Genomic DNA, 20,495 nt, shown 5'->3' with positions numbered 1-20,495 from the left:
ATTAAATAAAAATAGGAGTTTGCTATTCTATGCTCCTGGCTACGGATGAGGTGAAGAGGTTCAATCAGGGACGACTTATGGTGCGTGCGCCCATCGGCAAGGAAGTACAAGTCGAATTTCGCAATTGGGGGGAGTCCGAGCCTACCCGAACGAAGCTGACGGCTTATGACGATCAATTCGAGACGTTGAAGAAGACGAAAATCAAACTCACTCAAGCCGATCTGGATGCTTCCCCCATTAAAGGGAAAATTCTTGGCAACGGCTATGGATATGTGAAAATCAAGCATTTTCTCCCCAAGTCAAATGTCACCTCACCTGAAAAAAGCCTGGCGGATCTATTGAAAATGTTCCAGGACAGGCACGCAAAAGGCTTGATCATCGATCTGCGGAACAATCCCGGCGGGGACGATCAGCTTGCCGCCAATCTGGCCGGTTTCTTCGTCAAGGAGATGAAACACTACGAATATGTCAGTTATTACAACAGATACACGGGAAGGTTTGAACTGAATCGGAATGAAGTCGTCAAGGTCAAGCCTGCAAAGTCTTATTTGGTGGATGAATGTCCAATTGCCTGATCCAGAGGTGCTGCAACCTTTTGCCGAGTATGGGTCATATTCATGGGTTTAAGTGCTTCGTTAGTGTTAGGTGTACCCTTAGGTACAATAATTGGTGAGCATTGGGGTTGGAGGATGACATTTGTATTAGTGTCAGTTCTCAGTATTGTTTCTATTGCAGCAATTATGAAGTTTCTACCTAAGGTTCCAGCACAACCAACAATTCCTTTACGTAAACAACTTGCAACTTTAAAAAGCAAAAAAATCGCTTCCATCCAACTCATATCTGTTTTGGAACTGACAGGCCACTTCACAGTATATACGTACTTTACTCCGTTCCTGCAAGCTACAATGGGACTATCAACGAATTTGATTAGCATGGTCTTACTGGTGTTTGGTGTAGCTGGAATAACAGGTGAATGGATTGGCGGATGGGCTTCAGATAAATTTGGAGGGGTTAGAGCTATCCTAGTATTTCTAGTTTTATTTGCAACTTCGCTGTTCCTATTACCTTATGCCACAGGATCTATCTTAAGTTTGTTGATTGTAGTTATCCTTTACGGTGTGATGGTTTGGGCGCTTAGTCCGGCAGTCCAGAGTTATCTTGCCAAGTCTGCTCCAGATTCTGCGGACATTCAATTAGGTTTAAACACGTCATTTTTACACTTTGGGGTAGCTTTGGGTTCTGGATTAGGTGGTTTCCTTGTCGACCATTATCCTGTTACCACCAATACCTGGGTAGCTGGTATTATGGTTGTTCTAGCAATTATTTCTGCCGTTTATTCAGTAACGAAATCTCACAACACAGTATCTTCATTGAGGTAGTAGCTAAGCTGAGAAGATGGAGCGAACTTGGAGTCGTGTAAGTCTCATATAGGGCAATACAGCCATAGAAATTTTGCCGTTAGAGCGATGTACGGAGAACCGTATCACAAGTGAGGCTTATCCATGTTCCTAAAACGGGCGTGCATTCATATGCAGAAAACCTGAAAAAGGTATCCTGCCAGTTTTGTTTTGGAATCGCATTTTAGCTGTAACACTTATAACTTCTAGGACATAGAATAACAACTAAAAGATAGGGAGAGTACTATGCAGGCAAACCCTTATACGGAGACATTATGACTAAGTTCTACAATCAACTTCTCAAAGCGGGGATGATGCTTAAATGGTAATTCCAACACCTGGGCGAAGGCTTGCTGTAATCGATACTAATTTTCCATGGAAGCAAAGCGGGTTTAGATATTGGGAAAATTACGAAATATACCGGCAGCGGCCGGATACTTTGTTCTTTGCTACAAATCCATATACGGATTGGAGGGGCAACCAAGTGTCGGATAACTTCCCGGCGAACGTCCACTCTTTTTCCCAGCTTGTTGACCAAATTTATTCCGAAAAAATAACCGATATTTATTGCGTCTTTTTGAATTTGGCTCTCAGCTTAATCGGCAATACCTGCCTTCCGAATGGTTATACGATTCTCGGGTCCCGTAGCGGGCTGAATATATTGCCGGTAATATATGATCAGGAATTAAAGCTTCATACGACCCTCTATCCGGGCGGCGGATTGTCTGCAAATACTCCGTTTGAGATTAGCAAATTGGACTCTTATTATTCTACGATCTTTTCCAACGTTCAAGAGGTGCTTAAACAATATCCCGGCAGTATTTATGTTCCCGGTATGATCAACGCAGAGTTTTACAGCCTTCTCCCAAAACCGAAAACTCCGCCGATCAGATTGGTATTTTCAGCCCATCAAGGCCTGCGTAAAAATTTCCCTCAAATGGCCGAAGCTTTCAACCAGCTCGACGGAAGCTTTCATCTTGATATTGTAGGTGACTGGGAAGACTATTTGCATTTGTTGATCAACGATAACTTTACCTTTCACGGTTTATTGGAGCCTGAAGAGGTCCGAGATATATATCATCAAGATCATGTGTTTATTAGTTGCAGCACAACGGACTTTTCGGCAACGGACGGATTTCCGACTACGGCTGCCGGCGATGCCATGTCGACCGGGTGCCTGTTAGTTTCAAGCAATCCCCGTCGCGACAGTTTTGTGTTGTTGAGCGGCGTTGACTATCTTGAAATCACCGAAACCAGAAGCTTGGTCGACATACTACGGTGGATAAAGGATCATTTCGACGAAGCGATGGCCATCGGCGTCAGCGGCACCAATAAAATCAGATCCCGTTATGATTCCAAGGTAGTTGTATCAAAGAAACTAGAGGCAATGGGATTAATTTAAAAGGGCATTTTCTAAGTGTCGATACCGCTCTATGGAATATTATCATGAACCCCTAATTTGAAGTTAACCTTAGAGAGGGACAGGTATATTTGGACGATAGTCCACCGTTACGATGATGCGACATATATCCCAATGATCCATGAAAAATGACCTCCCACAATTCTAAGCTGATGATTGGCTGGTGTTCACCGTTAACGATGATAGGGTCTTTATTAGTGCCCAGATTCCTCGCTTAGAGTCAACAATAAGGATTGGGAAGTCAAAGCTCAGGTGATGATTATGGTTTCGTGCGGAACGCGCACTTCCCTAACAATGCAAGATTTAAGGTACTTATCAAGGAATTTATATACATCAGTGAGCTGTTCCGTGAGACCTGGCTACGGCACGACGTGCGGATCATTGCCGGCTGTCATAAGCATTGGAACGACCTCGTATCAGAGAGATGCACTCCATATTTCGGGATTGTCGTGGGGTATGCAATGAACATATCAAATGAGTTTTACAGCAAGGTCAAACCGATTTATGGTGAGGTCGGTGAAAACTGGCTTGCACGTTTGCCAGACATTATCGATAACTGTAGCGAGAAGTGGGTCTAAGTAACCTATTGCATTTGGATAATTTATCCAATCTATTCGGGTAACGGCGAAATTTGTTGAATACCACGTTATCCCGCTGATATCAGCGGGAACAGATTAAATAAAACGGGGCAATCTTGCGAAGTCGTAGAAAAACTACTTCGCAAGATTGCCCCGTGATGCACTTAAGAACAGACGATCCTAAATGAGTTCGGACTTCTGTAAAAGTCTCTGAATCATCACAGCTGCCTCTGCTCTAGTGATATACGCTTATGGAGCTGGAAGGTGGGATAAAGTTGACCCAAACATAGACGGACCTCATTGGTCCGGGTTTACTGCAATTGTTTAAGGACCTTCTCCGTTACTTGAGCAACGATGGATTGAATCAGTTTTTGATCCACTTGTGCAGAAGACGGCTCATGAGGCTTATTATTCTCTCCCAGCTTCAAAGCTTCTTCACGGGAGATCAGGCTGCCACCAGTCTTAATCCCCATGCTCTCACGAATCTGAATAAGCTCTGCTAGTCGCTCTGTACTCAGCTCCTCTAGTTGATCCGTGATCTTCTTCGTATGAAGCAGCGTCAAGGAGTAGTGCTCTAGTGATTCCATCCGGTAATATGCTTCAATTGCATCTCTTCCCCAAGTCAGTGCACCATGATTAGCAAGCAATACCGCATTGTAGTCTTTGCAGAATGGAGCAATGGAATCTGGCACCTCTTGCGTACCTGGTGCTGCATAGGGAGATACAGGTACTTTACCAAGCAAAATGACGCCTTCTGGTGAATAGGCATGATCCAGTGCAACACCTGCCATCGCATAAGCTGTCGCCGCTTGTGGATGTGCATGGACAACAGCTGTCGTCTCTTCATTCTCCAGATATACTCTCAAATGCATCTTCAGCTCAGAAGAAGGCTTCAGCATACCATCTAACACCTTCCCTGTAAGGTCCACCTTTACGAGCATATCTGGCGTCATGTAGCCTTTACTGACTCCAGTTGGTGTAGCCCAGATTTCATTAGACCCCACTTTGATGGAGATATTGCCATCATTCGCTGCAACAAAGTTTTTGTTATATACGCGTCTTCCGATCTCACAGATCATTTCTTTCGCTTCAGCATCGCTGAGATAACGCTGATGATCTAGCATATAAATCCCTCCTGTATACCATGCCGTATCTGTCCTACAAGACGTGTTAGCTACTTGCAGGACAGCTCTTATATGCTATTCACAATATTTATTGAATTTTATGAATAGATTTCTTGGCAAAATTCAATCCTCTTAATGTCCATTCAATGGTTGGACCAATGAGCAAGATTCCGATAATGGTACCGAATCCGACCATACCACCTAGCCAATAACCACTAAGGACAAGTGATGCATCCAAAATAATTCGAATCCACTTCATCGACAGCTTTGTTTTCTCAGACAGATACAACATCATTCCTTCTAACGCACCTGCACCAATTCCAGCATACAGATAAACTCCTATGCCAATTCCCAGAATGATCGGTCCGAGAACTGCCATCATCCATGAAGATGTAGGAAGGTAAGTATCTATGCCTATGTTTTGGAACATATTGATGAAGAATCCTACCGAGATCGCATTTAATACACTGCCGAGGCCGATTTTTTTGCGATCCAGAAACAGAACGATCAATAGGACAACGACATTAAAAATTTGACTGCATGTTCCAAAAGCAAACGGCAAGTGCTCCATCATACCAAGTAAAAACGTACTAATCGGATCAATGCCCTTTCCCCCTGCTAGGAAACATAGGATGCCAAAAGCAGTAATAGCAGATCCTAGCAGGACAACAAGGATTTTCACTACGATATATTGATTTTTCACATCAACTTACCAAACGAAGAGGCCGACTAAACCAGCACTTAGTAAGGATACTAATGTTCCAGAAAGGATCATCATCCATACGCCTCTAGACAAATTATTTGCCTTTTCCTTGCTTACAATACCATTGAAGCAGCCTAGAATCATTCCCACTGTGGAGAAGTTCGCAAAGGATACAAGGAAAGTACTAAGAACGGCTTTCATATGCGGACTGAATGTATCCATAATCGGCATAATCTCGGCCATCACGACGAATTCATTCGTTACCAACTTCGTACCCATGTACTGAGCCGTTTGGAATGCTTCACTAAGCGACAGACCAAGAAGTAGAGAGAAGGGTGTCATGATTACTCCTAAAATACTGCTCAATGTAAGCCAAGGCGCAATGAGTAGAAGAATCTTATCAATAAGTGCCGCCAAGGCTACGAATGCAATAATCATCGCTGTGATGATTAGAATCAACTTACCAGCAGCAAGGATCGAATCACCAAGGAAAGAGAAGAACGGTGGCTTTTCTTCCTTTTGCATTTCAAAAACAACATCCTCTTCCTTCGTCATGACGACAGGATTCAGGATACTCGTCACAATAATGGCGTTAATAATATTCAGTGGCACCGCCGTTAGAACGAATTCCGCAGGCAACATTTGTGTATATACACCAATCATCGCCGCTGATACACAGCTCATGGACATGAGAGAAATCGTGAATAGACGCTGCTGACTCATCGATTTTAATTGTCCGCCCGATACAGCTAATGCCTCTGTGTTCCCAAGGAACATCATTTCAATCGCATAGAAAGACTCAAACTTCGGTTGACCTGTGAGCTTGGACAGCCCCCAGCCTAACCATTTTATGATTTTTGGAAGAATCCCAAAATAAGTTAATATATCAAATAACGGTACAACCAATAGGATTGGCATTAACGCACTGAACACAACGTCCATATTTTCAACATGAACCATACTTGCAAATGCAAATCCAACCCCAGAAAAAGCAGTCTCGACTAACCAGGTAAAGGCTTTGGCAACTTGTCCAACAAACCAGCGACCACCTGAGAAGGCCGTTAACAACCAAGCTAAGAAAAGATTAAAAACAACCAGTATAGCAATGGACTTCCATTTCACATTTTTCTTATCTTTAGAGAAAAGAAACGCAACTCCCATAAAGGCCAAAATACCAATGATGTTGATGAGTAAAAAGAAGTTCATATGACCCCTCCCGCTATAATTGAATATCTTTTGGAGTGATGCAGCCTAGTTGTCCATACAGAGGTAGGAGGCTTTCTTGAATTATTCGAACAAAGCTTTCAACTTGTCGGTGTAAGGGGCTTGAATAATACCCTTTTCCGTTATGATCGCAGTAATCAATTCATTTGGTGTTACATCAAAAGCAGGGTTGAACACTTTTACGCCATCTGGTGCCGTCTGTTTACCAAAGCCATGAGTAATCTCTGCACTAGAGCGTTCTTCGATAGGAATCTCAGCTCCAGTTGTTGTCTCTAGATCGATCGTCGATAGAGGACTTGCTACGTAGAATGGAATATTGTGTTTTTGTGCAAGAACAGCAAGACCATAAGTACCGATTTTGTTCGCAGTATCGCCATTAGCTGCAATTCGGTCGCAACCTACAATTACCGCATCGACTTTACCTTGCTGCATCACCATCGCTGCCATACTATCCGTAATCAAGGTAACATCTACATCCGCTTGCATAAGCTCCCAAGTCGTTAAGCGAGCACCTTGCAATAGCGGTCTAGTCTCGTCAGCAAACACTTTAATATCCATACCGCGTTCTTTGGCAAGATAGATTGGAGCAAGCGCTGTTCCGTACTTCGCTGTAGCAATTCCACCTGCATTACAGTGAGTAAGCAGTGTCATTCCATCTTTTAATAGAGTGAGACCATTCTCTCCAATAGATTTGCAAATCTCTGCATCATCTTTCTTGATTGCATCTGCTTCATTAAGAAGAATTTGTTTGATCTCAGCGACAGACTTGTCTTTGTTATCCACCAATGTCTTCTTCATGCGATTAAGTGCCCAGAACAGGTTAACCGCAGTGGGGCGGGATGATGCTAGATAATCGGAGATTTCTTCATATTTCACGATAAAAGAAATATAATCCGTTTCAGTCAATTGACTTGCGCCTAGAGCCACACCATATGCTGCTGCAATTCCAATTGCTGGAGCACCGCGAACCTTAAGTTCGAAGATGGCATCCCACAAGTCCTTCATCGTTTCAATTTCAAGATATACTTCTGCCAGAGGCAATTTGGTTTGATCTAGAAGGATGATTTTTTTTCCATCGTATTTCACTGACTCGATATTTTTCATGGTTATCATTCCTTTATATTAAGAAATATTTCAGTTCATCCTTCTACAGATCCTTATCTTCGACGAACGATATGAAATTTCATGATATTGTTCACAATCAAACTTTTTCCATAAAATATCGGATCATTCGCATTGGAATAGAAGGTTTGTTCCAAAACTTGAAGCGCTTCATGCTGAATAATGCCCAGCTTCTCAGCATCTGCCGTAGAAGCATTCTCAGCAAATAAATTGCAATGAGAGCTGAAAATCTGAATATTTTGCGCAGAACTTAGATAGCTCAATATGGATGAATTCGCATAATTGGTGAAGAAATCAGCACTTACATATTTTTCAGGAATATACACTCGGTCTAAGGTAAACGGTTTTTTGTCCGCTGTACGGATACGCTCAAAGAATAACAAGATTTCATCATCGTTCAAGTGAAGCAGCTCTCTAATATCTTCATCATTGGTAACTTCGGGCTTTGTAATCCCGATCGTGCCGACCGTATAGTTTTGCGCCTTAACTAGATCTGTCATGCTGTCTAGCTTCTCAATACCTGTCGTTAACATAGGCGTTTTGGAGATGACAAATGTACCTACGCCATGTTTTCGCACAATGTATCCTTCGAGCTCTAATTTCTGAAGGGCCTCCCGCAATATCGGTCGACTGATATTTAGCTTGTCAGCGAGTTTCTGCTCCGCATCCAATTTTCCTCCAATTTTGAATACATCATTTTCAATGAGATCTATAATAGTTCTTACCGCAAGCGTCGATAATGTTTCTTTTTCGATTCCAATATTTTTCATTTATTTACCTCCTAAAGCGACTTCCTTCATCTTACTATTGTTGAATAATGAAAAACAATAGCGTTCTAGGAGGTAGGATTTTTATAGGGTTAGCAACGTTTCCAGAGCAATATCAATTTCGGCTTGAATGGCTTCGTTCACAAAATCTTTGTGTGGGTTGTAATCATTCATATCACCAAAAGCATATCCATCGAGTGCAAAGATCCCGACAGCAGAGACACCTCTTAATCTAGCAATCACGTAGAGTGCTGCAAGTTCCATCTCCGCACCAAGAGCTCCTGACTCTTTGTACAGCATATGTGGGAACTCAAGTGGACCTGCATAGAATGCATCCAAGGTAACGATCGTACCTAGCCCATACTTAAATTTCATTTTCTTTGCCGCTTCTTCAAGTTTGAGCAACATATTGAAGTCGGCAACAGCCGGTACGCCCTCAGGCACCAGTTGTTTCGTTAATCCTTCTGCTCGTACTGCTGAATCCGCGATAATCAAGCTTCCTGGAGGAAGCTCCTCTGTATAGGATCCCGCTGTACCTACACGAATGATTTTTTTTGCACCTGCTTTAATCAATTCTTCAAAACAAACAGCCGCACCTGGAGAACCGACACCATGACTTGCAACGGTGATTTTTTTACCTTTATAATAACCATTGATCGTACGGTATTCTCTGGAATAAGCGAGCTCCTCAGAGTGATCTAATAGATCTCCAATCATTTTGGCACGCTCAGGATTACCAACTACAATAACATGTTCAGATATAGCACCTTGTTTAACTTTAATATTAGGTAACATCATTTCAGTAGTATCCACACGGATCACCTCACTTAGTCATTAAGAGGTCTGACCTCTTGACTACTATATTACTTCAGCATGAAAGCGGTGTCAAATGTTATTTTCATTCAGTTGTATGCCATATAAGCGGTAAATATATCAACCAATCACCGATAGACTGGTTAAGGTGAACCGTATCATAAGTATAGTAGAGCGGAATGTTGAATTAGTTCTACGTAATGAGTTGTTAGTACCTTCTTAATGTCTACGCCAAAGCAAAACTTGTGGTTAAAATGGTTCTAATGAAGGAAAAAGTAATTAACCTTTGTAAAAAGCTGAGTTAAGACCTCCGTTTTATATTCTTAGACCCTTGTGGATAATTTATCACTTTTTTTTCCATATGGAAATGGTTTATAATTATCAGATAATAGTCGATATAATTTTTAATAGACTATAATTTAGTTATAATGGAGACAGAAAAGGTATGTTCCTGAGTGGAGCCTTCTTCTTGTATCACCTAAGCAGGAGGGCCTGCTCTTTTTTGCAAATATAAGAGATAAGGAAGGTTTTTATGAGTAACATACAGAAAAAAACAGACGTTATCTTAATTGGTGCCGGAGTCATGAGCGCGACTCTGGGATCATTGCTGAAAGAGTTAGCACCGAAATGGGAAATCACAGTGTTTGAGAAACTTGCAAGCGCAGGAGAAGAAAGCTCTAACGAATGGAATAATGCCGGTACGGGCCATGCTGCACTGTGCGAGCTGAACTATACATCCGAGAAACCTGACGGATCTATAGATATTAGTAAAGCTGTAAACATTAATGAGCAGTTTCAGCTCTCAAGACAGTTTTGGTCTTTTCTTGTAAACAGCAATTTGATTCATAATCCGCAGGACTTTATCAAGCCAATACCTCATATGAGTTTGGTAATCGGGGAAAAAAACGTATCTTTTTTGAAAAAGAGGTTTAAAGCGCTTTCAAATGTTTCTCTGTTTCAAGGAATGGAGTTTTCCGATGACCCTGAAAAGCTGAAGGAATGGATTCCGCTGATCATGGAAGGACGTACATCGAATGAACCGATTGCAGCAACCAAAGTCGACTCCGGAACAGATGTCAACTTTGGTGCTTTAACACGCATGTTGTTTGACCATTTAAAAAATAAAAACGTCGAGATCAATTACAAGCATAGTATTAAGGATATTAAGCGTACGAGCGACGGCTCGTGGGAAGTCAAAGTGCATAATCTGGATAACGGTAAAATCGAATACCATACTGCCAAATTCGTCTTTATCGGCGGTGGGGGCGGTAGTCTACCCTTACTACAAAAAACCGGCATTCCTGAGTCCAAACATATTGGAGGATTTCCGGTAAGCGGACTATTTATGGTATGTAACAATCCTAAAGTTGTCGCGCAGCATCATGCAAAAGTATACGGTAAAGCTAAGCTTGGTGCTCCCCCCATGTCTGTCCCGCATCTGGATACAAGATATATCGGCAGCGAAAAAGCACTGCTGTTTGGGCCATTTGCCGGCTTCTCACCAAAGTTTTTGAAAACGGGTTCAAATTTGGATTTGATCTGTTCTGTAAAACCAAATAACCTCCTCACGATGCTGGCGGCAGGCGCAAAAGAGATGGCATTGACCAAATACCTGATCCAGCAAGTCATGTTATCGAATGAAAAGCGCCTGGAAGAATTACGCGAGTTTATTCCTAACGCCAAAATGGAGGACTGGGAGATCGTGGTAGCGGGCCAACGTGTGCAGGTGATCAAAGATACGGAGGTCGGTAAAGGAACCCTTCAATTTGGTACGGAAGTGGTTAGTGCCGCTGATGGCTCGGTAGCTGCATTGCTCGGCGCTTCTCCGGGTGCTTCTACTGCTGTTAACGTTATGCTGGAAGTATTAGAAAGATGTTTCCCACAACATATGAAAGAGTGGGAACCGAAAATAAAAGAAATGATTCCTTCTTATGGTGTGTCACTAGCGGAAAACCCAGATATTTTCCAAGAAATTCATGATTCTACAACGCAGATGCTTGGTCTGGGCGAAAAAGAACCGCTGCATCGTTAATTTTTGGATGTAGAACCTAGCCCCAGGATCTACTCACTTGTGAGAATTACTTTTTTTGATAAAATGCACATTAATCTTACGATATGTATTAAAATCGCATAAACAACAACGCTTAGCGGTGGGAAATATTCCCACCGCTAAAATGCTTGCATAAGAATACAAAATGTTGCAATCCTCCCATGTTTCCGATCATAGGTGTCTGATATAGTGATCACAGTAATTATGTAAGCGCTTTATAAAAAGTGGAGTTGTTTATAGGTATTCGGGTTTGAAGAAAGGGGACAGAGAGATGAAAAGAAAGAGACAGGCATGGTGGTTGCTGGTGGTGGCGATCATGTTAAGTTCGTGGCCGATGCGGCTGACACCAGCGGCGGCAGCAGAATCGGCCGGTGTTTCGGCAGTCGTAAACGGGGGGTTCGAGACGGACTTCTGGAGTGATCAATCGTGGCAGGTGGAAGCATCGGATTGGAATCAGGTGGATATTCAGCATTATGCCTATGCCAGTGATCCTCTTATTACGCCGTCCGAAGACACGTATGCACTCAAGTATTGGATCAACGACGCGGCGCCGACGGATCAGCAGGTCACGGTCAGTCAGAAGCTTCCGACGCTGCAGCCAGGCAGTTATGAGCTGTCGGTGCAATCGATGGGCGGTGCCGATGCCGAAGCTGGACATGTACAGGTATTCGCAGGTACCGATCAGAGCAGTGAGGTGGCAACGTCAGGCTACAACCAATGGGGGAGCGTGACGTTGAAATTCGTGCTGACCGAGCAGACTTCCGATCTGGTCATTGGAGCGAGGATCAGGGGCGCTGCGGCTGCGTGGGGCTATCTGGACCACTTTACCTTAAAGCAGGCCGGCACGGATACGACCCAGCCAGTGGCAGCGGATATTTTCGTGAAGAAGGTCGAAGGATTGAAGTCTGATTTTATCAAAGGTGTCGATATCTCCAGCATTCTCTCTCTGGAGCAGAGTGGAGTACGCTTCTATAACGAGCAAGGCACAGAGCAGGATATATTCCAGACGCTGAAGGAATCCGGCGTAAACTATGTCCGGGTGCGTGTGTGGAATAATCCGTATGATGCGAAAGGTAACGGCTATGGCGGCGGGAACAACGATCTGGCCAGAGCGATCGAAATCGGCAAGCGGGCAACCGACAACGGGCTGAAGCTGCTGGTGGATTTCCACTATTCCGATTTCTGGGCCGATCCGGGCAAGCAGCATGTGCCGAAGGCCTGGCAGAATCTGAGTTTTGCTGACAAGGAACAGGCGGTGTACGACTATACCCGGGACAGCCTGCAGCAGTTGGTCGATCAGGGCATAGATGTGGGGATGGTGCAGGTCGGCAATGAGACGAACCAGTCGTTTATCGGGGAGAAAGATTGGACGAAGATTAGTGCTTTATTTAATAAGGGAAGTCAGGCGGTGCGTGCCGTCGATCCGAATATTCTCGTGGCACTGCATTTTACCAACCCGGAGACGCCGGGCCGCTATGCTTCCTATGCGAAGGCGCTGTCGGACAACCATGTGGACTATGATGTGTTTGCCAGCTCGTATTATCCGTTCTGGCACGGTTCACTGAGCAATCTCACAGCAGTACTGAAGCAGGTAACAGATACGTATGGTAAAAAAGTGATGGTGGCGGAAACGTCCTATGCCTATACATCTGAAGATGGCGATGGACATGGGAATTCCGCTCCGAGAAGCTCGGGACAGACGCTGGACTATCCGATCAGTGCTCAGGGGCAGGCCACGTCGGTACGTAATGTCATTGAAGCGGTGTCCAATGTAGGCGATGCAGGCATTGGTGTATTTTATTGGGAGCCAGCCTGGCTGCCGGTAGGACCAAAAGCAGATGTCGAGCAGAACAAGCGGCTGTGGGAACAATATGGTTCCGGCTGGGCGGCGAGCTATGCTGCGGGATATGACCCTGACGACGCGGGCAAATATTATGGCGGCAGCGCGGTAGACAACCAGGCGCTGTTTGATTTTACGGGCCATCCACTTCCTTCGTTGAATGTGTTTAACTACGTCAACACGGGAGCGGTTGCTACGCTCCAGGTTGATGAGGTCCAAGCGGTAACATTAACGGTCAACGCGGGCGAGAACATCTCGCTGCCGGATTCGGTCACCGTGACGTATAACGATGGCAGCACCGGAACACTCGCTGTGGAGTGGGATCAGGCGGCCTTAGAGCAAGCGGTGAGCCAGGGAGAGGGCAGTTACGTGATTAAGGGGACAGCCAAAGGCGGTTATCCGGCACAGGCGATGCTGGAGATTCGCCGGCCGAATCTGCTGGTGAACGGTGGTTTTGAACAGAGCGATCAGAGCATGTGGAAGATTACTCACGTTGACGGAAGCGCTCCGCACACCGACTACCAGAACAAAGCTTCCGATGCGAAGTCAGGCCAGTATTCGCTGCATTTTTATTCGGCGGATGCGGTCAATTTCCGGGTGGAACAGGCGGTCTACGGTTTGAAGCCCGGCTACTACGAGCTCTCGATGTCGATCCAGGGCGGTGATGCGAAGAACGCGCAGATGAAATTGTTTGCTGCGACCGGCGGCAAGGAAACTAAGGTAGATACCGGTGTAAATGGCTGGGTGCAGTGGAATCAGCCGGTCATTCGCGATATACGGGTAACCGACGGCAAGCTGACGGTGGGCGCTTCCATCCAGGCAGATGGCGGGGCGTGGGGATCGCTGGATGATTTCTATCTGACGTTCGTCCGGGATGCAGAGGCGACAAACCCGGGTGACGGTACAACGCCAACACCGGGCAAAGATTCCTCCGGAAATTCATCTACTGGCGGCGGTGGTACATCTGCCGGACAGAGCGAGAATGTGACGGTGAGTGTGGACGGCGGCAAGAACAGCAGTACTATGCTCTCCAATGTCGTCATTCAGCGGACAACGCTGTCCGACGGGTCGAAAAAAGACCGGGTCAGCTATGGAGCTGCTCAGGCACGGGAGGCATTGAGCAGCGTAAAGGCCGAAGGACGTTCCACCGTCCGGCTGGTGATGCCTGATCCAAAGGATGAAGTCACCGAGCTTGAATTGACCCTGCCAAAGGATACGGCGAAGACGCTGGCGGATGCGGGGGTCGGTCTGGAAGTATACACTAACCATGCGCGTCTGATCCTGTCTCCATCAACGCTCGCTTCGATGGACGGGAGCCGTCAGTTTACGCTCAGTCCGGTAAAGAGTGAAGCGGCGATCCAGGCGGTAGCGGAACGGGCAAAACAGAATGGCCTCGTGCAAGCAGCCGCTGGACAGGGTGAAGTTCGTGTTATTGGCCAACCGGTGATGATCGAGACGAATCTGCAGGGGCAGTCGGTAGAACTGGTGCTGCCACTGCCGCGGCAGTCGCTCCCGAGCTCTGCCGAGGAACGCCAGGCTTTTCTGAACAATCTGGCCGTGTATGTGGAGCATAGCGACGGCACCAGGGAACTGGTGCAGCCGACGCTGCTGTGGGATGGTAACCAGCCGGCAGGGCTTAGTTTTAGTGTAAACAAGTTCAGCACCTTTACAGTGCTGCATCTGGACAAGCAGATCGTGAGCACAGGCGGAGAGCAGGAGAGTGAGCGTTCGCGGCCGTATATGCAAGGCTACCCGAATGGGACATTTCAACCGGCGCGTAGGATGACACGGGCGGAGCTGGCAGAGATCCTGTTCCGTCTGGCTGTTGACCGGTCGAAGCAGCCGTTGGTGGAATCGTCAGCACCGCAGAAGCGCGCCAGCTATACGGATGTTGCTGGGCAGAACTGGGCTGCTGAAGCGATTGATAACGTGACAACGGCCGGATGGATGAAGGGCTACAGCAGCAGCACTTTCGCACCGGAGCGTCCGATCACTAGAGCGGAGATGGCGACAGTGCTGGCACGCTGGAAGAATCTGAGCGGAGCAGCTTCGGCCACCTTCCCGGATACGACCGGACACTGGGCGAAAGACGATATTGCACGGGTACAGCAAGCCGGCTATATGCATGGCATGCCGGATGGCAGCTTCCAGCCGGACCAGAATCTGAGCCGGGCAGAGGCGGTCACTTTGTTCAATCGGGTTTGGAAGAGAGAGCCAGTATCCTTCACTGACTCGTCCAGGTGGTCAGATGTCCCGGTCGGACATTGGGCTTTCGGGGACATTGCCGCAGCAACAACCCAGATTCGCTAGGATATACTTGTAAGCAAAACATATCTGCATTTCCTGTCTGCATGTCTGGATCACATTAGGTCGGTGATTCCCCAAAAGGCCTGGCCTGTCGTCATAAGAGAATTCGTTAAAGAACCTCCTCGGAAATTTATTGAGGCGGTTCTTTATTTTGGGAAAACGGCCTGCCGTCTGGCGACCCTGCCGGAGGATGGGCCAACGGGCGGATTCTATTACATGGATGATCAGCTTCCATGGTAAAGCTTAACGCATGAAGGGAAAATACGATTCTAATCATAAGAATGAAGCAGTTTAGCCATAGTTAAATCGTAAGATGTTGTTTTGCATTGGAAAGGCCATCCCTCAAAGGATGGCTTAAAAACTTGCCGTTACGGTCAGTGCGGTGAACCTTATCAAGTAATGGTAAGTTTTTTAGGGGCGAGCCCACAAGGGCTGTCCCTATCTATTTATGTTACACTTGTGCGGTCGGACGGATCACGATTTCGTTCACATCAATATCAGTCGGTTGCTCGATCGCGAATCCAATTGCGCGGGCTACCGCGTCCGGTGTCATTGCTAGTTTATCCCGGATGGCGGCGAGTTGATCTCTCAATGCGGGATTTGTCATGCCCTCCGTGAAATTCGTCTGCACAATACCAGGCGAAATGATGGTCACGCGCAGCTTATCGCCAGCCTCCTGGCGCAACCCCTCTGAGATGGCGCGCACGGCGAACTTCGTACCGGAGTAGACCGACTGGTTCGGTACAGTCTTATGTCCTGCTACAGAAGCGATGTTCACAAAATGTCCGAAACCCTGCTGGTGAAAGACTGGCAACGCTGCGGCTATACCGTACAAAACGCCTTTAATGTTGACGTCAATCATGTCCTCCCAGTCCTCGACGCGCAGATCTTCGAGAGGGGAAATGGGCATAACGCCGGCGTTGCTGACGAGAACATCCAGCTTCCCGTACCGTTCGCAAGCCAAAGTAACGAGGTTGCACAGATCCTCGCGCCGTCTTACGTCAGTGCTTGCATAAACGGCTTCGCCACCTCCATTTGAAATACGTGTCGCCAGTGCTTCAAGGCGATCCGCTCCGCGCGCTCCAAGCACGACTTTTGCTCCCCGCTCGGCAAGCAACAGTGCTGTTGCTTCTCCAATTCCGCTGCTTGCACCTGTAATGACGACGACTTTGTCCTTCATTCTTCCTTCTAAGCTCATAGCCCAATCCTTCTTTCTTTGATCTATTTGCCGCAGGCCCTCTGTTGGCCTTGCAAGTAAATTTTAAGTAGAATTCGATTGAAACAGGTAGACCAATCAAGTCCGATCCTTGCCTAATCCTATTCGGCGTGCATATAATTAGCACATCAATATCAGCGTTCACGGAAAGGAAGGTGAAGCATGTATGATTTCGTCTCCTCCCCCCTCTGAGATTTCTACTCATCTACAAGAACTGATTCATCTGATTCAACGCCACGCGTCTTCGGACGGTACGCTTGTTTCATCTGTGCCGGGACTTTATTTCAGGCGTGCAAGCCATGTGTCCGAGATGAATCATACCGTTCATATGCCCTCCCTGTACGTGGTCGCACAAGGCTCAAAGACAGCAACGCTGGCTGGGGAAAATTATGTGTATGATCCGACAACCTACATGGTCACATCGGTACAACTTCCTGTAATTGGGGAAATAACTCAAGCCTCGCCGCAGCTTCCTTATCTAAGTCTTCAATTATCCATTAGCCCAGATATCATTCTGGACATTATCAAGAAGAGTCCCCCCCAATGTAACGTAAAGACAGGACGCGGCATATTGGTGAGCCAATCTGACCCTCCGCTGCTTGATGCGCTGCTTCGGCTTGTCAGACTTTTGGATACGCCTGCGGATATTCAGTTCCTTGCGCCGCTTATTACGCGCGAGATCCTCTATCGTGTATTACAAGGCGAGCAGGGAGCTTTAATCAGGCAATTTGCCGTAGTCGGCAGCTATGCACATGGCATCTCCAAAGCGATCCATTTGATTACCCGCGATTACTCCAAGCCTCTTGTGATCGAAGAATTGGCGAAGGAAGTAAACATGAGTCCTTCTTCCTTACACAAGCATTTTAAAAAAGTAACGGCTATAAGTCCTCTGCAGTATCAGAAGGCCATTCGACTGCAGACAGCACGCCGCTTGCTGCTCTCGGAAGGATTGGAAGCTGCCAATGTAGGCTTTCGCGTTGGCTATGAGAGTCCTTCGCAGTTCAGCCGGGAGTATGGCCGCATGTTTGGACGTCCGCCGATGAGCGATGTTAAACATCTGCGTAATTCCCTAAGTGCTCCGGTTGATTGAGAAGTTTTTTTGGGGACCAAGTTTAAAAATATTAATAGAGGAGAAATGATGAATAAACCACAACAAGCCAAAAGCGGTATCATACAAACCAGCCCGACCAAAAATCGGAAGTGTTTTTGTCCCAGTTCGGAATATTGAGGAGTCTCGCAGTTGGTATTGTCAGGTTTTAGGGCTGCTTGAAGGTGACTGTGAAATCACGAACGGTCACTTGTGCTCGCTACCAATGGATGGGGTTGGAATTATTATTGATACTATGCCAAAGTGGGGAGGCGATCATCCGGGTGGAGTCGCATCTATCGAGACGCCCGCTTTTATGCTAATGACAGAAGATCTGAAAGGTTCGCTTGACTATATGAAAGCAATCAATCTACCCTGCATCGGAAAAACAGCCCAAAGAGAGATCACCCTCTATTTAAAAAGGTGATCCCTCCCTGGTTAAAGATTCACATCCACTGAATTGCTTTCAGCCATTTTTTCATGTCACGGAGCTTCTACCTATTCCCCTTGCGGACCTTTAACAGCTTGCCTTTTACGGTCGTATTCTTCATAATCTCCAGCACCAGTGGGCCCTTGCCATTCAGAATCTCAACATCTGTCACATTATCAAGAATCGTAATGATCCCGATATCGTCTGCGCTTACCCCGTCAAGCTTAGCGATTGTACCGACAAAATCGACAGCTCTAAGTTTCTTCTTCTTGCCGCCATTGAAGTTAAGCTTCATAATCTGTTGGTTTAATTGCTCGCGCTTATCTTTTTTGAGTGCAGTTTTTACATGTAGTTTCTGTTCAAAATCTTCTCTACGGAGATCCACAGCCTCTTCTGAGGGAGCTTTTACGTTCGGAATCGCGAATCCAATATATGCCTCAATATCGGCTAATCGTTTGCTATCCTTAGGAGTGACCAGGGTAATGGCTTTCCCTGTCTTGCCTGCACGTCCCGTACGTCCTGTGCGATGAACATAGCTTTCCTTCTCAAGTGGAATATCGTAGTTAATGACATGGGTGATATTGGTGATGTCGATCCCCCTTGCGGCAACATCTGTCGCGATCAAGTAACGGAACTGCCCCCTTCTGAACGCATTCATCACCTCGAATCGCTCATCCTGCTCCATTCCACCATGAATCCGGTCACATGGATATTCGAGATCAGCCAATGCTCTGAATAATGTATCTACATTCTCCTGCGTACGACAGAAAATAATACAACTGTCAGGATTCTCAACAATGAGCAGATCTTGCAGCAGTGCCAGCTTGTCCGACTCCTTCACCTGAATAAGAGAGTGATCAATTGTGGCGGTCGTTATACCGGTCGCTTTAATTTCAATTTCAACAGGCTTGTTCATATACTTGAGTGACAGTTTGGCTACATCCTCAGGAAAAGTAGCGGAGAATAACATCGTAACCCTGTCACCAGGCAGCGCCTGAATGATCGACTGAACTTGCTCGATAAAGCCCATATTCAGCATTTCATCAGCCTCATCAATCACGAGATAGGCAATCCGATCTAACGATAGCGTGCCTCGTTCAATATGGTCCAGTACACGTCCTGGCGTACCTACAGCCACATGCGTTCTTTGCTTTAACTCGGCCTTTTGGATATGAAAAGGATGTTTTCCATAAAGGGGCGTTGCTTTTATCCGCTTAAAGCGTCCAATATTCGTGATGTCTTCGGTGACCTGTAATGCGAGTTCACGGGTTGGCGTCAGGATTAAAGCTTGGGGCTTATTCTCATTCCAATCTACCAGCTCACAAAGTGGAATACCATATGCTGCTGTTTTGCCGCTGCCTGTTTGCGATTTGGCTACAAGATCCTTCTTCTCTAGCGCAACGGGAATAACCTCCGTTTGAATCTCTGTTGGCGTCTCATAGCCCAAGCTATTCAGCGCTCTTACAATTTCTTCACTTAATGCGTAATCTGTAAAATGCTTTTGACTCATTTTCGACCTCTTCTGCGCTGTATTTGAATACCATTACATATATAATGTCATCGTGTATCGAACTTATACTCATATAGTATACTCTATATCCACGTTCACTCTAATACATATCCATGATTAACTGTTTGTCTTACCGTATCTATGGAGCATTTACGAAATGGACGTAAGGAGGAAAGGGGTCTCCTCCTACGCACAAAGGGCACCCGACTGGGTGCCCTTTAAACTGTCGTATAGTGATTGCTATTCGTTAAAATTGAATTCACTCCGAATTACTTAAGCAGTGTGAGTGTTACCTCTATCGTATTATCAATAAAGGATCGCTCTGGACGAGACTTTATCATTACGGTCAGTCCAATTAACGATATGACTAGCGCCTGTGCTACAGCCTTCGCATCGAGCCCGATCTCAAGCTCACCTGATTGTATACCTCGTTCAATGGTTTCTTGAAATATAACCGATAGGTACATTTGATGTTCCCTTGTAAGAATTTCAAATTTCTCATCATGAGGTGCAAGTTCAACCATTGTATTGATGCAAAAACATCCTTTTCTAGGATTTTCTGTATACTCCTCCTCGACCACACCTTCAAAAAAAGTACGAAATGCTTCTTTTACAGATGGATTGCTTTGAAGTTTGTTTCGGACCAGAGAAGCACGGGACATCATGTATTTGCGTAGCGCGGCTTCGAACAATTCTTTTTTGTCTCCAAAAGCTGAGTATATACTGGGTCGTTGAATTGCCATTCTGGAAGTTAAATCACTTAATGAGGTAGCTTCATATCCCTTCTCCCAAAATATTTGCATAGCTGAATCTAATACTTTTTCTTCGTCAAATTCGCGGATTCGTCCCATAATCAATACCTCTCGTTACTCTTGATTTTATTCTTAATTGCTCAATGACTCTGATC

The 20,495-nt window shown here is 45.8% G+C and carries 16 protein-coding genes; 7 read left to right on the top strand and 9 right to left on the bottom strand.

The window, feature by feature from the left end:
• Positions 1–29 precede the first annotated feature (29 nt).
• The 4 genes from AC0WRU_RS24625 (at position 30) to AC0WRU_RS24610 (ending at position 3,395) form a co-directional block, all read left to right on the top strand.
• A complete protein-coding gene (locus tag AC0WRU_RS24625) occupies positions 30–575 on the top strand; it encodes a S41 family peptidase (RefSeq protein ID WP_476126697.1) in 546 nt (181 codons plus the stop codon).
• 42 nt (positions 576–617) lie between these two features.
• Positions 618–1,379, top strand: a complete 762-nt coding sequence (locus AC0WRU_RS24620; protein ID WP_476126696.1) for an MFS transporter — start codon at positions 618–620, stop codon at positions 1,377–1,379.
• 340 nt (positions 1,380–1,719) lie between these two features.
• Entirely contained in the window at positions 1,720–2,799 is a 1,080-nt protein-coding gene (locus tag AC0WRU_RS24615; RefSeq protein ID WP_476126695.1) for a glycosyltransferase, read from the top strand.
• Between the two features lie 287 nt (positions 2,800–3,086).
• A complete protein-coding gene (locus AC0WRU_RS24610) occupies positions 3,087–3,395 on the top strand; it encodes a hypothetical protein (RefSeq protein ID WP_476126694.1) in 309 nt (102 codons plus the stop codon).
• A gap of 311 nt (positions 3,396–3,706) precedes the next feature.
• On the opposite strand, the gene AC0WRU_RS24605 is transcribed toward AC0WRU_RS24610, so the two are convergent.
• From AC0WRU_RS24605 to AC0WRU_RS24580, 6 genes are all read right to left on the bottom strand, one after another.
• Complete coding sequence (locus tag AC0WRU_RS24605; RefSeq protein ID WP_476126693.1) at positions 3,707–4,519, bottom strand: class II aldolase/adducin family protein; 813 nt, start codon at positions 4,517–4,519, stop codon at positions 3,707–3,709.
• Between the two features lie 88 nt (positions 4,520–4,607).
• Positions 4,608–5,222, bottom strand: coding sequence for a YczE/YyaS/YitT family protein (locus AC0WRU_RS24600; protein ID WP_476126692.1), 615 nt, complete (start codon positions 5,220–5,222; stop codon positions 4,608–4,610).
• A 6-nt stretch (positions 5,223–5,228) separates the two neighbouring features.
• Positions 5,229–6,428, bottom strand: a complete 1,200-nt coding sequence (locus AC0WRU_RS24595; protein WP_476126691.1) for a NupC/NupG family nucleoside CNT transporter — start codon at positions 6,426–6,428, stop codon at positions 5,229–5,231.
• Positions 6,429–6,509: 81 nt separating this feature from the next.
• On the bottom strand, positions 6,510–7,559 hold the full coding sequence (gene mtnA, locus AC0WRU_RS24590; protein ID WP_476126690.1) for an S-methyl-5-thioribose-1-phosphate isomerase: 1,050 nt from the start codon (positions 7,557–7,559) through the stop codon (positions 6,510–6,512).
• 44 nt (positions 7,560–7,603) lie between these two features.
• Entirely contained in the window at positions 7,604–8,338 is a 735-nt protein-coding gene (locus AC0WRU_RS24585; protein WP_476126689.1) for a GntR family transcriptional regulator, read from the bottom strand.
• Between the two features lie 81 nt (positions 8,339–8,419).
• Positions 8,420–9,148 carry a nucleoside phosphorylase gene (locus tag AC0WRU_RS24580; RefSeq protein WP_476126688.1) on the bottom strand — a complete coding sequence of 243 codons (729 nt, stop codon included), beginning with the start codon at positions 9,146–9,148 and terminating at the stop codon, positions 8,420–8,422.
• 532 nt (positions 9,149–9,680) lie between these two features.
• Between AC0WRU_RS24580 and AC0WRU_RS24575 the strand changes: the two genes are divergently transcribed.
• Positions 9,681–11,180, top strand: coding sequence for a malate:quinone oxidoreductase (locus AC0WRU_RS24575; protein ID WP_476126687.1), 1,500 nt, complete (start codon positions 9,681–9,683; stop codon positions 11,178–11,180).
• Positions 11,181–11,469: 289 nt separating this feature from the next.
• On the top strand, positions 11,470–15,348 hold the full coding sequence (locus AC0WRU_RS24570) for a glycosyl hydrolase 53 family protein (protein ID WP_476126686.1): 3,879 nt from the start codon (positions 11,470–11,472) through the stop codon (positions 15,346–15,348).
• Between the two features lie 448 nt (positions 15,349–15,796).
• On the opposite strand, the gene AC0WRU_RS24565 is transcribed toward AC0WRU_RS24570, so the two are convergent.
• Entirely contained in the window at positions 15,797–16,543 is a 747-nt protein-coding gene (locus tag AC0WRU_RS24565; RefSeq protein WP_476126685.1) for an SDR family oxidoreductase, read from the bottom strand.
• 184 nt (positions 16,544–16,727) lie between these two features.
• On the opposite strand from AC0WRU_RS24565, the gene AC0WRU_RS24560 reads away from it, so the two are divergent.
• Entirely contained in the window at positions 16,728–17,651 is a 924-nt protein-coding gene (locus AC0WRU_RS24560) for an AraC family transcriptional regulator (RefSeq protein ID WP_476126684.1), read from the top strand.
• 491 nt (positions 17,652–18,142) lie between these two features.
• Here AC0WRU_RS24560 and AC0WRU_RS24555 read toward each other — a convergent pair whose 3' ends face one another.
• Together AC0WRU_RS24555 and AC0WRU_RS24550 are read right to left on the bottom strand one after the other, a co-directional pair.
• The gene (locus tag AC0WRU_RS24555) at positions 18,143–19,588 is read right to left on the bottom strand and encodes a DEAD/DEAH box helicase (RefSeq protein ID WP_476126683.1); all 1,446 of its coding nucleotides are present in this window, start codon (positions 19,586–19,588) and stop codon (positions 18,143–18,145) included.
• Between the two features lie 269 nt (positions 19,589–19,857).
• Positions 19,858–20,439 (bottom strand): TetR/AcrR family transcriptional regulator, encoded by a 582-nt coding sequence (locus tag AC0WRU_RS24550; RefSeq protein ID WP_476126682.1) that lies wholly within the window; start codon positions 20,437–20,439, stop codon positions 19,858–19,860.
• Between the last annotated feature and the right edge of the window lie 56 nt (positions 20,440–20,495).

Source organism: Paenibacillus sp. 1-8, from assembly GCF_056316205.1.
Note: the sequence above shows the minus strand (reverse complement) of the source record. Positions and strands in the feature narration are given on the sequence as shown.